Origin of the sequence: Blastococcus sp. TF02-8 (assembly GCF_003319175.1) — a bacterium.
Lineage (GTDB): Bacteria > Actinomycetota > Actinomycetes > Mycobacteriales > Geodermatophilaceae > Blastococcus.
This window is the reverse complement of record NZ_QOHK01000011.1, coordinates 48,025-61,892: the sequence shown is the minus strand read 5'-3', so window position 1 is coordinate 61,892 and position 13,868 is coordinate 48,025. Positions and strand designations below refer to the sequence as shown.

Genomic DNA, 13,868 nt, shown 5'->3' with positions numbered 1-13,868 from the left:
GCGCCGCTCAGGCGGTCGCGGCGGCCCAGGCCATGCTGGTCAGCAGCGCGGCCATGGCCGCGCGGTCGAGCCGCCCCGCGCTGTGCGGCGTGGAGTTGATCAGCCCGAAGACGGCATGCGCGCGCGCCCGGCAGGCCGCGGCCTCGGCCCCGGGGTGCAGGCGGGCGAGCACGGCCACCCAGACCTCCACGTAACGGCGCTGCAGCCGGCGGACCTGGCCGGCCTCGTTCTCCGGCAGCGAGGCCAGGTCGCGGTCGTGGACGACGATCAGCGCGGGGTTGTCCAGCGCGAACTGCACCTGGAAGTCCACGAGCGCGCGCAACTGGGCCCGGGGGTCGGCGCCCGCCGCGGCGACCCGCTCCCGCCCGCCGTCGAGCAATCGCTCGCTGATGAGCAGCAGCATCTCGGCCAGCATCGCGTCCTTGCTCGCGAAGTGGCGGTAGATCGCCGGACCGGTCACCCCCACCGCGGCGCCGACGTCGTCGACGCCGACCGAGCGCGAGCCGCGCTCGGCGAACAGCTGCGCCGCGGCCTGCAGGATCTGCTCCCGCCGCGACGGGCGGTCGACGTCGGCGTGCAGGGCCGCGTCCCGCGTCGAGGTCATGCCGGGATGCTAGCCCGGGCGTGAACACCGGTTAACCCCTCGGCGGGGGGAGTGGACCGCGGGCGTGAACCGCCGTTAACATCCGACCGTGGACGCACCGGTGCTACCCCGTGCCCAGGCCCCCGCGGATGCGGCCGCCCGGAACGCAGCGGCGCACGCCGAGCTGGTGGCCGACCTGGCCGGTCAGCTGCGGCGGGTGTCGCTCGGCGGGGGTGAGCGCGCCCGCGAGCGGCACACCGCCCGCGGCAAGCTGCTGCCGCGCGAGCGCGTCGACGCGCTGCTCGACCCGGGCAGCCCGTTCCTCGAGCTCTCCGCCCTGGCCGCTCACGGCATGTACGACGGCGAGGCGCCGGCCGCCGGGATCATCAGCGGCATCGGGCGGGTGAGCGGCCGGGAGTGCGTGATCGTGGCCAACGACGCCACCGTCAAGGGCGGCACCTACTACCCGATGACGGTGAAGAAGCACCTGCGCGCGCAGGAGGTGGCGCTGCACAACCGGCTGCCCTGCATCTACCTGGTCGACTCCGGCGGGGCGTTCCTGCCGATGCAGGACGAGGTCTTCCCCGACCGCGAGCACTTCGGCCGGATCTTCTTCAACCAGGCGAACCTCTCCAAGGCCGGGATCCCGCAGATCGCGGCGGTGATGGGCTCGTGCACGGCGGGTGGCGCGTACGTGCCGGCGATGGCCGACGAGTGCGTCATCGTGCGCGACCAGGGCACGATCTTCCTGGGTGGGCCACCGCTGGTGAAGGCGGCCACTGGTGAGGTGGTGACCGCCGAGGACCTGGGCGGGGGAGACCTGCACAGCCGGGTCAGCGGGGTCACCGACCACCTGGCCGACGACGACGCGCACGCGCTCCAGATCGTCCGGCAGATCGTGTCGACCCTCGGCCCGCGGGAGCCCCGGCCGTGGGAGGTCGAGCCGGTCGAGGAGCCCGCCTACGACCCGGGGTCGGTGACCGAGGTCGTGCCGCCGGACCCGCGCACGCCCTACGACGTCCGCGAGGTCATCGCGCGGCTGGTCGACGGCAGCCGCTTCGCCGAGTTCAAGCCGCTCTACGGGCAGACGCTGGTCACCGGTTTCGCCCGGCTGCACGGCCACCCGGTCGGGATCATCGCCAACAACGGCGTGCTGTTCGCGGAGTCCGCGCTCAAGGGCGCGCACTTCATCGAGCTGTGCGACCGGCGCAGGATCCCGCTGCTCTTCCTGCAGAACATCACCGGTTTCATGGTCGGGCGCGACTACGAGGCCGGCGGCATCGCCAAGCACGGCGCCAAGATGGTCACCGCCGTCGCCTGCGCGCGGGTGCCCAAGCTGACCGTCGTGATCGGTGGCTCGTTCGGCGCCGGCAACTACTCGATGTGCGGCCGCGCGTACTCGCCCCGGTTCCTGTTCACCTGGCCCAACGCCCGCATCTCGGTGATGGGCGGGGAGCAGGCCGCCTCGGTGCTGGCGACCGTCCGCCGCGACGGCATCGAGGCCCGCGGGGAGGAGTGGCCGGCCGAGGAGGAAGAGGCGTTCAAGGCGCCGATCCGCGAGCAGTACGAGCACCAGGGTCACCCGTACTACGCCACCGCCCGGCTCTGGGACGACGGCGTCATCGCCCCTGCCGACACCCGCACCGTGCTCGGCCTCGCCCTGTCCGCCTGCGCCAACGCGCCCTTGGAGGACGTCGGCTACGGCGTCTTCCGGATGTGAGCGACATGTTCCAGACAGTCCTGGTGGCCAACCGCGGCGAGATCGCCGTCCGGGTGATCCGCACGTTGCGCGAGATGGGCATCCGCTCGGTCGCGGTGTACAGCGACGCCGACGCCGGGGCGCTGCACACCCGCCTGGCCGACGTCGCCGTCCGGATCGGCCCGGCACCGGCGGCGCAGAGCTACCTCTCGATCGAGCGGGTGCTGGAGGCCGCCGCGGCAACCGGGGCGCAGGCGATCCACCCCGGCTACGGCTTCCTGTCGGAGAACGTCGACTTCGCCCGGGCCTGCGAGCAGGCCGGCGTGGTCTTCATCGGTCCGCCGGTGGCCGCGATCGAGGCGATGGCCGACAAGATCCGCGCCAAGCAGACCGTGACGGCGGCCGGCGTGCCGGTGGTCCCGGGGCGGACCGAACCGGGGATGGACGACGACGAGGTCGCCGCGGCCGCGGTCGAGGTGGGCTTCCCGGTGCTGCTCAAGCCCAGCGCCGGTGGTGGTGGCAAGGGCATGCGTGTCGTGCGTTCGGCCGGCGAGCTGCCCGAGGCGATCGCCGCGGCCCGCCGGGAGGCCAGCGGCTCCTTCGGCGACGACACGCTGCTGGTCGAGCGGTACGTCGGCAACTCCCGGCACATCGAGGTGCAGGTGCTCGGCGACGCGCACGGCACCGTCGTCCACCTCGGCGAGCGGGAGTGCAGCCTCCAGCGCCGGCACCAGAAGGTGATCGAGGAGGCACCGTCGCCACTGCTGGACACGGCGATGCGCGCCTCGATGGGCCGCGCTGCCGTGGAGGCGGCGAAGGCCGTGGGCTACACGGGCGCCGGGACGGTCGAGTTCATCGTCGACGCCGACCGTCCGCGGGACTTCTTCTTCCTGGAGATGAACACCCGGCTCCAGGTCGAGCACCCGGTCACGGAGATGATCACCGGGCTCGATCTCGTGGAGCAGCAGATCCGGGTCGCGGCGGGGGAGCGGCTGCCGGTCGAGCAGAGCGACGTCTCACTCGACGGGCACGCGATCGAGGCCCGGCTCTACGCGGAGGACCCGGCGCGCGGTTTCCTGCCGCAGGCCGGCACCGTGCTCGGCCTGGTGGAGCCCTCCGGCGCCGGGGTCCGGGTGGACAGCTCGCTGGCGGTCGGGTCGGTCGTCGGGACCGACTACGACCCCATGCTGGCCAAGATCATCGCCTGGGCGCCCGATCGCGAGACGGCCCGCGCCCGGCTGGTCGGCGCGCTGGGGCGGACGGCGGTCCTCGGGGTGACGACGAACGCGGCCTTCCTGAGCGCGCTGCTCACCGACGACGACGTCGTGGCCGGACGGCTGGACACCGGGCTCATCGAGCGGCGCGGCGACGAGCTGACGACGGCGCAGCCGCCCTCCGACCACGTGCCCGCCGCGGCCGGACGGCTGGACACCGGGCTCATCGAGCGGCGCGGCGACGAGCTGACGACGGCGCAGCCGCCCTCCGACCACGTGCCCGCCGCGGCCGCGCTGGCGCTCCTTGTCGAGGCGGAGCCGACCGGTCCGGTGGTCGACCGCTGGGACGTGCCCGACGGGTGGCGGCTCGGGGAGCCGGCGTGGACGGTGCGCCGCCTGCAGATCGCCGGGGGAGAGGCGGTCACCGTGCGGGTGCGCGGGCGGTCGGCGGCCGCCGAGGTGGCCGTGGGCGAGGGGCGCCCGCTGGCGGCCGGCGCCCGGCGCGACGGCGACCGGCTGACGGTGACCGTCGACGGGTCCACCACCACCTACGCGCTCGTGCACGCGGGCGGCACGGTGTGGCTGGCCGCCGACGGGCACGTGACGGCCGTGCGCGAGCAGGAGCGCCTGGCGTCGTCGGCCGGTGCGGCCGCGGGCGACGGCGTCGTCACCTCACCGATGCCGGGCACGGTGACGGTGGTGCGGGCCGAGGTGGGCGACCAGGTGGAGGCGGGGACCCCGCTGCTGGTCGTCGAGGCGATGAAGATGGAGCACGTGCTCACCGCCCCCGTCGCGGGGACGGTGACCGAGCTCGGAGTGACGGCGGGCCAGACGGTCGCGCTGGACGAGCGGCTGGCCGTGGTGACGCCCCGGGCTCCCGAGGAGGAGAACTGATGTTGGACTACCGGCTCAGCGACGAGACCGAGGCGCTGCGGAAGACCGTCCAGGAGTTCGCCCGGGAGGTCATCGCCCCGCAGATCGGGGAGTTCTACGAGCGCGACGAGTTCCCGACGCAGATCGTGCGGCAGATGGGCGAGCTCGGGCTGTTCGGGCTGCCGTTCCCCGAGGAGTACGGCGGCGGCGGTGGCACCTACTTCGACCTGTGCGTGGTGCTCGAGGAGCTGGCCCGGGTCGACTCCTCGATGGCGATCACGGTGGAGGCCGGCGTCTCGCTGGGCGCGATGCCGATCTACCGGTTCGGCAGCGAGGAGCAGAAGCAGGAGTGGCTGCCCCGGCTCTGCTCGGGGGAGATCCTGGGCGCCTTCGGGCTGACCGAGCCCGGTGGTGGGTCGGACGCGGGCGCCACCCGCACCACCGCGCGGCTGGAGGACGGCCACTGGGTGATCAACGGCTCGAAGGCGTTCATCACCAACTCCGGCACCGACCTGACCGGGCTGGTCACGGTCACCGCCGTCACCGGCACGCGGCCCGACGGCGGCAAGGAGATCTCGGCGATCATCGTGCCGTCGGGGACGCCCGGCTTCACCGTGGGGCAGCGGTACTCGAAGGTCGGCTGGAACGCCTCGGACACCCGTGAGCTGTCGTTCGACGACTGCCGGGTGCCCGAGGAGAACCTGGGCGCGCGTGGCCGGGGTTACGCGCAGTTCCTCTCCATCCTCGACGAGGGGCGCATCGCGATCTCGGCGCTCTCGGTGGGCCTGGCGCAGGGCTGCGTGGACGAGTCGGTGAAGTACGCGGCGCAGCGCGAGGCGTTCGGGCAGCCGATCGGCCGCAACCAGGCCGTGCAGTTCATGATCGCCGACATGGAGGTGCGGGCCTCCACCGCGCGGCTGGCCTACTACCGGGCGGCGGAGAAGATGCTGCGCGGGGAGCCGTTCAAGCGCGAGGCCTCGATCGCCAAGCTCTACAGCTCCGAGGTCGCGATGGACAACGCCCGCTACGCCACCCAGGTGCACGGCGGGTACGGGTTCATGAACGAGTTCCCGGTCGGCCGCTTCTACCGCGACGCCAAGATCCTGGAGATCGGTGAGGGGACCTCCGAGGTGCAGCGGATGCTCATCGCTCGCGACCTCGGCGTCGGCTGAGGGGTGGGCGAGGAGGGCAGGGCTCAGTTGCAGAGGATCTTCGGCTCCGTCGCACCGGGGCGGACCCGGAACCGGACCTCGTGCCCCGCGTCGTCGCGGAACACCGCCTCCGTCGGGCTGATCATGGTCATGGTCCCGGCCTGGTAGGGGTTGCCCCAACCGTCGGGCGGGCCGTACTCCATGACGTGCGGCCTCTCGGCCTCGAACCAGATGCCGCCGATGTTGGCCTCGTCGATGCCGCAGTGCGTGTACAGCTGGAAGGGCATCGGGGAGATCGCCGGTGCCTCCGGCGAGGGCGACACCTCCGGCCCGGCGGATGCCGTGGAGGTCACCGGCGCGGCCGGAGAGCCGCTCCTCGTGCCGTTCCCCTGGCCCAGGCCCACGGCCACCGTGACCGTGGCGACGCTGGCGGCCGCGACCGCCAGCGGGGCGCGCCACCGGACCCACCATCCGGGGTCGGGTGCGGAGGTGACCAGCGGCCGCGAGGTGTCGCCGGCCAGGTCGGCGTAGGCGGAGAAGGCGCTCTCCAGACGGCGTTCCAGGTCAGCGGACATCGGGATCTCCCAGGTGGTGCGTGAGCGTGGCGAGGGCGCGTGACGCGCAGGTCTTGACGGTGCCGCGGGACACCCCGAGCGACTCGGCGATCTCGGCCTCGCTCAGGCCCGCCCAGTACCGCAGCACCATCACCTCCTGCTGGCGGCGGGGCAGCCGCCGCACCGCCGCGAGCACGGTGCGGTGCTCCTCGGCGAGCAGGACGCCGTCATCGGCGGCGCCGCTCTCCTGCGGTTCCAGCAGGACCGGATGACGGCGCAGTCTCCGGCGGTGGGCCGAACGGGCACCGTTGACCACGGCGGTGCGCAGGTAGGCCGGCATGCGGGAGCGGTCGGAGAGGTCGGCCCACCGCCGGTGCAGCGACAGGAACGCGTCCTGGACGAGGTCCTCGGCCAGCCCGCGGTCGCCGGTGAGCAGGAAGGCGAGCCGGAGCAGCGATGCCCGCTGCTCGGCGTACAGCTGCGCGACGTCGTCGGACTCCACGACGTCGACACGCTCGCTGTCGAGCATCCCCAGGCCTCCTCCGACCGCGCCTACCGCGGTCCTACCTGTAGAACGCTCGCGAACGGGCGCAGGTTGACACGAGCTCTCGACGACCTCCCCGTGGTTCAGCCGTACGGGGGCGCCGTGCTCAGCGGAAGACGTGGCCCGCGGCGTCTTCGTGGGACCGATACAGCTCACCCCACCCCACGATCTCCAGATCGTCGGACCGCAGGGGGCTGCTCGGCTCCAGGCCCGCGACCCGCGGAATCGCGATGAAGACGAAACAGGGGAACTCGTCGATCGGTGCGAGAGACGCCCCCTCGTGTCGAGTGGTGATCACGACGGTGTCGATGTCGTCGCCGCGGCCGAAGTCCTGCCCGGGCACCGGGGGGTCCAGGCTGGCGCGAACAGCCACCTTTCCGGTCTCGAAGGCGAGGGTCTCGAGGAGACGGCACTCCCGAACCGGCTCGAATCGGGTGCTCTCGAGGGAGCTCAGGTAAACGGTCTGCTGCATGTCGCCAGAATTCCGGATCCACGCCTGGCGCGGACCGTGCGAGAGTGCACTTGTCGGCGTCTCAGAGCGCGCGAGACCCCGACAAGTGCGCACCGGGCGGTCAGGCGGTGACGTCGATCAGCACCTTGCCGACGGCGCCGTCCTGCACGGCCTGGTGCGCCTGCGCCGTCTCGGCCAGCGGGAACACGTGCAGCGGCAGGCCGGCGTCCTCGCCCACGCGGATCGCGCCGTCGCCCACCGCGGTGGCGACGTCATCGATGCCGAGCACCTTTGACCGCTCCGGCTCGGTGTAGACCAGCACGAACTGCCAGCGGGCGTTCGGCCCCATCCGCGCGCGCACCGGGACGGTCACCTCCGCGCCGCCGTCGTCGGCGTACATGGCGACGGCGCCGTGCATGCCGATCACCTGGGCGTCGACGGCGGCGTTCACCGCGGCCGACACCTCCACGATGGCGTCCACACCCTTCGGCGCGATCTTCCGGACCTCGGCGACGACGTCCTCGTCGCGGTAGTTGACGACGTGGTCGGCGCCGGCCGCCGCCGCGAGCTGCGCCTTGCGCGCACTGCTGACCGTGGCGATGACCGTCGCGTCGGACCACCGGGCGAGCTGGATCGCCGCGTTGCCGACCGCTCCGGCGCCACCCTGGACCAGGACCGTGTGCCCCGACAGCGTGCCCGGGCCCAGCCGGTCGGGCAGCGACTCGGCGACCGTGAGGCAGCGGTGTGCGGTGAGGAACGGGATGCCGAGTGCCGCGCCCAGCTCGAAGGAGGGGTCCTCGCCGAGCAGGACCACGTGTCGGGCCGGGACGACCGTGTGCTCGGCGGCCGTGCCCCACGGGCGTTGCCAGGCCGCCTCCCAGATCCACACGCGCTGACCGACCATCGCGAGGTCCACGCCCTGCCCGACCGCCTCGACGGTGCCCGACCCGTCCTGGTTCGGGACCTGGCCCTCGGGGCCGGGCTGAGCGCTGGACCGGGACTTCCAGTCGGTCGGGTTCACCCCGGAGAAGGCGACGCGCACCCGCACCTCACCCGGTCCGGGCTCGGGCACCGCCCGGTCGACCAGCTCGAGGACGTCGGGACCACCGGGACGGCTGTAGGAGATCGCTCGCACGCCCGGCCCCTACCCGGTGCGGCGGTCCTGACGCGTGCTCAGGGAACGGGCGGCCCGGCCGGGACGGCGGGGGCCGGACGCGGCGGCAGCTCGGACTGGACCCGGCGCCAGTGGTACAGGTACAGCGGTCCCGCGATGAGCAGGGTGGTCCCGGCGCCGACGACGTCGAGGATCTCCTGGCGGCGCAACGAGTCCTCGGCGAGCTCCTCCTGGCGGCGGACCTCGTCCTCGTCCATGCCCATCTCCGGGTCCTCCGGGTAGTACCCGTAGTAGCCCGGGTCGGGATAGGCGATCCCGACGGCGCTGCGCACCAGCTGGACGGCGGCGAAGATGCTCACCACCAGCGTGATCAGGCAGACCAGGTACAGGTAGACGTTGCGCAGGGTCAGTCGTTCGGGGGCGACCATGCCGGCTCCTCTCCAGATGCGGCCGCGTGCCGCGCTGGAGGCGGATCGTGCCGGATCCGGGGCGCCGACAGCCGGGAATGGCGCGAAAGCGGAACCGGCGTGTCCCCTGGGGGCGGTCAGCCCGCGTAGGCGTGCGGGTCGGTCGGCCACTCGAGTGCCGGGAGCCCGGCGAGCGCGATCATGCGCTCGACGGTCAGCTCGACCACCTCGTCGACCGGTGGCGCGCCGGCCGGCGAGGCCAGGAGCCCCAGCGCATCGGCTGGGTCCATCGCGGTGCCGGTCGCCTCCCTCACCCAGCCGGCGAAGCCCTCGGCCTCGGCGGGTGCGTCGACCGGGTCGGCGGCGTCGGCGTCGTCGAAGTAGAAGCGGGGCTCGTAGCGGAGGTAGAAGCGACCACCGGAGGCATCGGCTCTCCGGTAGTCCACCGTCGCGAAGCCGCTGTCGTGCACGTCGACGATGAGGAACGGCACGGCGGTCGGGCGGCCGGTGCTCCACCGACCGTCGCTGTAGGAGAACGTGCCGAACAGACCCACGCCCCCGAGGCTAGTGAGCGCCTCCGACACGGCCGGTGCGGGGACTCGTCGCCGTGGGCCGGCCGGCCGACGCTCCCGGGGTCGAGCACCAGGTCGACGCCCTGCGGCGTTGTCCGCCAGGACGGCGTCCACCGCAGGCAGCTCGCCGTGGACGTCGGAGATCGCCGCGATGCGCTCCCGGAACCTGGCGGCCGATTCCGGCAAGACCTCTTGTACAACACCTCTTGCGGATCCAGGATGGACTCGTGAGCGAGCGGCGGGTCCACGACATCACCGATGCGCGCGTCCTCGCGGTGCTGGGGCACCCCCTGCGGCGTCGCCTGATGGACGTCCTCCGGGTGCACGGCGCCTCCACCGTCAGCGCCCTGGCCGAGCGCACCGACCAGAGGGTTGGGAACGTGAGCCACCACGTGCGGGCACTGGCCGACGTCGGCCTGGTCGAGGAGGCGCCCGAGCTGGCGCGCGACCGGCGGGAGCGCTGGTGGCGTCTCGTCGCACCGTCGCTGCGCTGGTCCGAGCACGGCTTCTCGGGCGACCCGGCGAGCGAGGCCGTCGTGCACGCCGTGCAGTCGGTCAACCTCGACCGGCAGACCAGCCTCGTGCGCGCCAGCACCTCCTCCGCGGACGAGGAGCTGGCCCCCTGGCGATCGACGGCGTTCGCCGCCGAGCGCTGGCTGCACCTTACGCCGGATGAGCTGGGCGAGCTGTCCCGGCAGATGGTCGAGCTCCTCGACAGCTGGAGCGAGCGGAGCGCCTCGGGGCCCGGCCGGGAGCCCGTCCTGGTCTTCGCCTACGGCGTCCCGGCCCGACCGTGAGATCCCGCCGCGGCGGATTGCTGCGCGAGCACGACTTCCGGATGCTCTGGGTCGGCGAGACCGCCAGCGCGATCGGCACCCAGGTCACCAAGCTGGCGGTGCCGCTGGTCGCGGTGCTCACGCTCGACGTGAGCACCTTCCAGGTGAGCCTGCTGACCGCGGCCGGCTGGCTGCCCTGGCTGCTCATCGGCCTGCCCGCGGGGGCGTGGGTTGATCGGCTGCCCCGTCGTCCGCTCATGGTGGTGTGCGACCTGGCCGCCGTCGGCCTGCTCGTGACCGTGCCGCTCGCCGCGTGGCTGGGGGCGCTCACCTACGTCCACCTGCTGGGCGTCGAGCTCCTCGTGGGTGTCGCGACGGTCTTCCTGCAGACCTCGTTCCAGGTGCTGCTGCCCGGGATCGTCGACGCCGAGCACCTGCCCGAGGCGAACGCGAAGGTCCAGGGGAGCGAGGCGGCCGCCTTCGTGGCCGGTCCGGGGATCGCCGGTCTGCTCAGCCACGCGGTCGGTGCGGTCCAGGGCCTGCTGGTGGACGCCGCCGGCTTCCTGGTCTCCGCGGGCACGCTGCTGCGCATCCGCACACCGGAGCGGATCGGGACGCCGGTCGCTCCGCGGCGAGCGCTGCGGTCGGAGATCCGCGAGGGCTTCGCCTTCCTCGTGCGCGACCCCTACCTGAGGGTCCTGGTGGCCGGCGGCGCCGTGACCAACGTCGCGCTGACCGGTTACCAGGCGATCCTCGTGGTGTTCCTCGTCCGCGAGGTGGGGGTGGACGCGGCCACCGCCGGGCTCCTCATCGCGGGCATGAGCGTCGGAGGGCTCATCGGTGCGGCTGTGGCCACGGCGGGTGCGCGTCGCTTCGGCAGCGCCCGGTTCACTCTCACCGCCGCGTTCACCATGGGTCCGTTCGCGTTGCTGCTGCCGCTGACGGCACCCGGGTGGCGGCTGGCCCTCGTTCTGATCGGCGGGGTCGGGGTCGGCATCGGGGTGGCCGTCGGGAACGTGCTCCGCGGCAGCTTCCGGCAGGCCTACACCCCGCGGGCGATCCTGGGGCGGGTCGTGGTGAGCATGCAGTTCCTCAACCTCGGCGCCATCCCGCTCGGGGCGCTGGTGGGCGGTAGCCTCGGGATGGCGCTGGGGCTGCGGCCGACGATGTGGGTCATGGCCACCGCGTTGGCACTCGCACCGTTCGTCCTGCTGCTCGGCCCGCTGAAGCGCGCCCGCGACTTCCCGGTCGCGCCGGTCACCGCGCCGGTCAGCGCGGCGTGATCGACAGGGTGAGCCGGCGGCGGCCCTCGTCGGAGCGGGCGGTGGCCAGGCGCTCGGCCGACGGCGTGCCGTACTCCGTCGTCCGCTGACGGGCCGGCCGGCCGATCGCGGCAGCCATCGCCTCCAATTCGGCGATGGTCTTCAGCGAGCCGTTCTCGCTGCCGGCCATCCGGCTGATCGTCTCCTCCATCAGCGTGCCGCCGAGGTCGTTGGCACCACCCTGCAGCACCGCCTGGGTGCCGGTGTCGCCGAGCTTCACCCACGAGGTCTGGATGTTCGGGATCCGGCCGTGCAGCAGCAGCCGGGCGACCGCGTGCACCGCCCGGTTCTCCCGCACCGTCGGGCCCGGGCGGGCGACGCCGGCCAGGTAGATCGGGGAGTTGTGGTGCACGAAGGGCAGCAGCACGAACTCGGTGAACCCGCCGGTGCGGTCCTGCAGCGCGGTCAGGGTGCGTAGGTGCGCCACCCAGTGCGCCGGGGTGTCGACGTGGCCGTACATCATCGTCGACGTCGTCGGGATCCCGACCTCGTGCGCGGTGCCGATGATCTCCAGCCAGGTCGCCGTGGGCAGCTTGCCCTTGGTCAGCACCCAGCGGACGTCGTCGTCGAGGATCTCCGCCGCGGTGCCCGGGATCGAGTCGAGCCCTGCCGCCTTGAGCTCGGTGAGGAACTCCCGGAACGACAGCCCGGTGCGGGCGGCACCGTTGACGATCTCCATGGGGGAGAACGCGTGCAGGTGGATACCCGGCCGCCGCTTCTTCACCTCGCGGGCCAGGTCGAAGTAGGCGGTGCCGGGCAGGTCGGGGTGGATGCCGCCCTGCATGCAGATCTCGGTGGCACCGGCGGCCCACGCCTCGTCGACCCGGTCGCCGACCTGCTCCATCGACAGCGTGTAGGCGTCGGCGTCGGTGCGCCGCTGGGCGAAGGCGCAGAACCGGCAGCCGGTGTAGCAGACGTTGGTGAAGTTGATGTTCCGGTTCACGACGTAGGTGACGTCGTCGCCGTTGACGTCGGCCCGCACGGCATCGGCCAGCGCGCACAGGTTCTCCAGGTCGGTGCCGTCGGCGCCCAGCAGCGCGAGGTACTCGGCGTCGGTCAGCCCGGCCGGGTCCTGCTCGGCGTGCAGCAGCGCGGCCAGCACCTCGGGATCCCCGGACGCCAGCGCCGTGGAGTGCCCGTCGCGGGCGCTCTCGGTGCGGTCGCGGAGCTCGGCCCAGTCGCCGTAGACGGCGTCGAAGTCGCTGCGCCGGTCGGTCGTGCGCCCGACGGTGTCGACCTCGACGTGCAGGTCGACCCGGCCCGTCGACGTCCATGCCTCGTCCGGCTCCTGCCAGGGCAGCCCGACCGGCAGCCGGCCCTCGATGGCCAACCCGTCCGGACCGGCCAGCGCGTCGACGTGCGGGCGCACCCGTGGGTCCAGCCACGGCTCGGGCTGCAGCACGTACGGCGGCTGGGCGGCCAGCCGCTCGCGCAGCTCGAACCCCGCCTCGGCGGACAGCGCCGCCAGCTTGTCGATGTTCGGCCAGGGTCGCTCGGGGTTCACGTGGTCCGGCGTGAGCGGGGAGACGCCGCCCCAGTCGTCGACGCCGGCGCGCAGCAGCAGGCCCAGCTCGGTGGAGTCGCTCAGGTTCGGCGGCGCCTGCACCCGCGCCTTCGGGCCGAGCAGCAGCCGGGTGACGGCGACCGCGGCGACGTACTCCTGCAGCTCCAGGTCGTCGTGCGCCTGCATCGCGGTGCGGGGCTTCGCCCGGAAGTTCTGGACGATCACCTCCTGCACGTGCCCGTGCCGCTGCGCCGAGGCCCGGATCTGCAGGATCGCGTCGACCCGCTCGGCGTAGTCCTCGCCGATGCCCAGCAGCACGCCGGTGGTGAAGGGCACGGCGGAGCGGCCGGCGTCCTCGAGCACCCGCAGCCGGACGGCGGGCTCCTTGTCCGGGGAGCCGAAGTGCGGGCCGCCGGGCTCCGACCACAGCCGGGTCGCCGTCGTCTCCAGCATCATCCCCATGGAGGCCGCGACCGGCTTGAGCCGCTGGATCTCCTCCCAGGTCAGGACGCCGGGGTTGAGGTGGGGGAGCAGCCCGGTCTCCTCCAGCACCCGGATCGCCATCGCGCGCAGGTAGCCCAGGGTGGAGTCGAAGCCGTGCGCCTCCAGCCACTCGGCGGCGACCGGCCAGCGCTCCTCGGGGCGGTCGCCGAGGGTGAACAGCGCCTCCTTGCAGCCCAGGGCCGCACCCGCGCGGGCGATGTCGACCACCTCGTCGGGGGAGAGGTAGGGCGCCCTGCCCTGCGCCCGGAGCCGGCCCGGCGTCGTCACGAAGGTGCAGTAGTGGCAGCGGTCGCGGCACAGGTGGGTGAGCGGGATGAACACCTTGCGGCTGTAGGTGACGACCCCCGGCCGCCCGGCCGATGCCAGACCCGCGTCGCGCACCCGGCCGGCGGCGGTGAGCAGCCGGGTCAGCGGTTCGCCCTCGTCGAGGCCGCGGGCGTGCAGCAGGGTCTCGGCCTCCACGGCGTCGAGGCTCACGCCGCGCTCGGCACGCACCAGGGCGCGGCGGACGGCGGACTCGGTCGGTGCAGGCAGGGCGCTCATAGCAGGAACGACGCTAACCCCGGGAGATGTCGATCGTGCTCCCGCCCCGTTCGGCAG

At 73.2% G+C, this 13,868-nt stretch carries 13 protein-coding genes; 5 read left to right on the top strand and 8 right to left on the bottom strand.

Features of this window, described 5'->3' with window-relative positions:
- Positions 1-7: 7 nt before the first annotated feature.
- Positions 8-604 (bottom strand): TetR/AcrR family transcriptional regulator, encoded by a 597-nt coding sequence (locus tag DQ237_RS17465; RefSeq protein WP_113801416.1) that lies wholly within the window; start codon positions 602-604, stop codon positions 8-10.
- An 88-nt stretch (positions 605-692) separates the two neighbouring features.
- Here DQ237_RS17465 and DQ237_RS17460 point away from each other — a divergent pair, with 88 nt between their 5' ends.
- The 3 genes from DQ237_RS17460 to DQ237_RS17450 are packed head-to-tail and all read left to right on the top strand — an operon-like array spanning position 693 to position 5,541.
- Positions 693-2,303: a carboxyl transferase domain-containing protein gene (locus tag DQ237_RS17460; RefSeq protein WP_113801415.1), complete on the top strand. Its 1,611-nt coding sequence runs from the start codon at positions 693-695 to the stop codon at positions 2,301-2,303.
- Between the two features lie 5 nt (positions 2,304-2,308).
- The gene (locus DQ237_RS17455) at positions 2,309-4,390 is read left to right on the top strand and encodes a biotin carboxylase N-terminal domain-containing protein (protein WP_113801457.1); all 2,082 of its coding nucleotides are present in this window, start codon (positions 2,309-2,311) and stop codon (positions 4,388-4,390) included.
- A complete protein-coding gene (locus tag DQ237_RS17450) occupies positions 4,390-5,541 on the top strand; it encodes an acyl-CoA dehydrogenase family protein (protein WP_113801414.1) in 1,152 nt (383 codons plus the stop codon). The genes DQ237_RS17455 and DQ237_RS17450 overlap by 1 nt, the downstream gene beginning before the upstream one ends.
- 23 nt (positions 5,542-5,564) lie before the next feature.
- Here the strand turns inward: DQ237_RS17450 and DQ237_RS17445 are convergent, their stop codons facing one another.
- The 6 genes from DQ237_RS17445 to DQ237_RS17420 form a co-directional block, all read right to left on the bottom strand.
- Positions 5,565-6,095 (bottom strand): hypothetical protein, encoded by a 531-nt coding sequence (locus DQ237_RS17445; RefSeq protein WP_205730271.1) that lies wholly within the window; start codon positions 6,093-6,095, stop codon positions 5,565-5,567.
- Positions 6,085-6,603 (bottom strand): SigE family RNA polymerase sigma factor, encoded by a 519-nt coding sequence (locus tag DQ237_RS17440; protein WP_113801413.1) that lies wholly within the window; start codon positions 6,601-6,603, stop codon positions 6,085-6,087. Before DQ237_RS17440 ends, DQ237_RS17445 begins: the two co-directional genes overlap by 11 nt.
- Before the next feature lie 121 nt (positions 6,604-6,724).
- Positions 6,725-7,090: a hypothetical protein gene (locus DQ237_RS17435; RefSeq protein ID WP_113801412.1), complete on the bottom strand. Its 366-nt coding sequence runs from the start codon at positions 7,088-7,090 to the stop codon at positions 6,725-6,727.
- Between the two features lie 100 nt (positions 7,091-7,190).
- Complete coding sequence (locus DQ237_RS17430; protein ID WP_113801411.1) at positions 7,191-8,204, bottom strand: NADPH:quinone reductase; 1,014 nt, start codon at positions 8,202-8,204, stop codon at positions 7,191-7,193.
- A 38-nt stretch (positions 8,205-8,242) separates the two neighbouring features.
- Positions 8,243-8,611: a hypothetical protein gene (locus DQ237_RS17425; RefSeq protein ID WP_113801410.1), complete on the bottom strand. Its 369-nt coding sequence runs from the start codon at positions 8,609-8,611 to the stop codon at positions 8,243-8,245.
- Between the two features lie 116 nt (positions 8,612-8,727).
- Positions 8,728-9,144, bottom strand: coding sequence for a hypothetical protein (locus DQ237_RS17420; protein WP_147251847.1), 417 nt, complete (start codon positions 9,142-9,144; stop codon positions 8,728-8,730).
- A gap of 245 nt (positions 9,145-9,389) precedes the next feature.
- Here DQ237_RS17420 and DQ237_RS17415 point away from each other — a divergent pair, with 245 nt between their 5' ends.
- Positions 9,390-9,959 (top strand): helix-turn-helix transcriptional regulator, encoded by a 570-nt coding sequence (locus tag DQ237_RS17415; protein WP_205730270.1) that lies wholly within the window; start codon positions 9,390-9,392, stop codon positions 9,957-9,959.
- Positions 9,956-11,221, top strand: a complete 1,266-nt coding sequence (locus DQ237_RS17410; protein WP_205730269.1) for an MFS transporter — start codon at positions 9,956-9,958, stop codon at positions 11,219-11,221. Before DQ237_RS17415 ends, DQ237_RS17410 begins: the two co-directional genes overlap by 4 nt.
- Here the strand turns inward: DQ237_RS17410 and DQ237_RS17405 are convergent.
- Positions 11,208-13,811, bottom strand: coding sequence for a bifunctional FO biosynthesis protein CofGH (locus DQ237_RS17405; protein ID WP_113801408.1), 2,604 nt, complete (start codon positions 13,809-13,811; stop codon positions 11,208-11,210). The genes DQ237_RS17410 and DQ237_RS17405 overlap by 14 nt on opposite strands.
- Positions 13,812-13,868: the final 57 nt, after the last annotated feature.

Coding starts and splice junctions, on each gene's coding strand:
- DQ237_RS17405 (WP_113801408.1), bottom strand. CDS start 13,811: ATGAGCGCCCTGCCTGCACCGACCGAGTCCGCCGTCCGCCGCGCCCTG.
- DQ237_RS17425 (WP_113801410.1), bottom strand. CDS start 8,611: ATGGTCGCCCCCGAACGACTGACCCTGCGCAACGTCTACCTGTACCTG.
- DQ237_RS17440 (WP_113801413.1), bottom strand. CDS start 6,603: ATGCTCGACAGCGAGCGTGTCGACGTCGTGGAGTCCGACGACGTCGCG.
- DQ237_RS17455 (WP_113801457.1), top strand. CDS start 2,309: ATGTTCCAGACAGTCCTGGTGGCCAACCGCGGCGAGATCGCCGTCCGG.
- DQ237_RS17435 (WP_113801412.1), bottom strand. CDS start 7,090: ATGCAGCAGACCGTTTACCTGAGCTCCCTCGAGAGCACCCGATTCGAG.
- DQ237_RS17450 (WP_113801414.1), top strand. CDS start 4,390: ATGTTGGACTACCGGCTCAGCGACGAGACCGAGGCGCTGCGGAAGACC.
- DQ237_RS17445 (WP_205730271.1), bottom strand. CDS start 6,095: ATGTCCGCTGACCTGGAACGCCGTCTGGAGAGCGCCTTCTCCGCCTAC.
- DQ237_RS17465 (WP_113801416.1), bottom strand. CDS start 604: ATGACCTCGACGCGGGACGCGGCCCTGCACGCCGACGTCGACCGCCCG.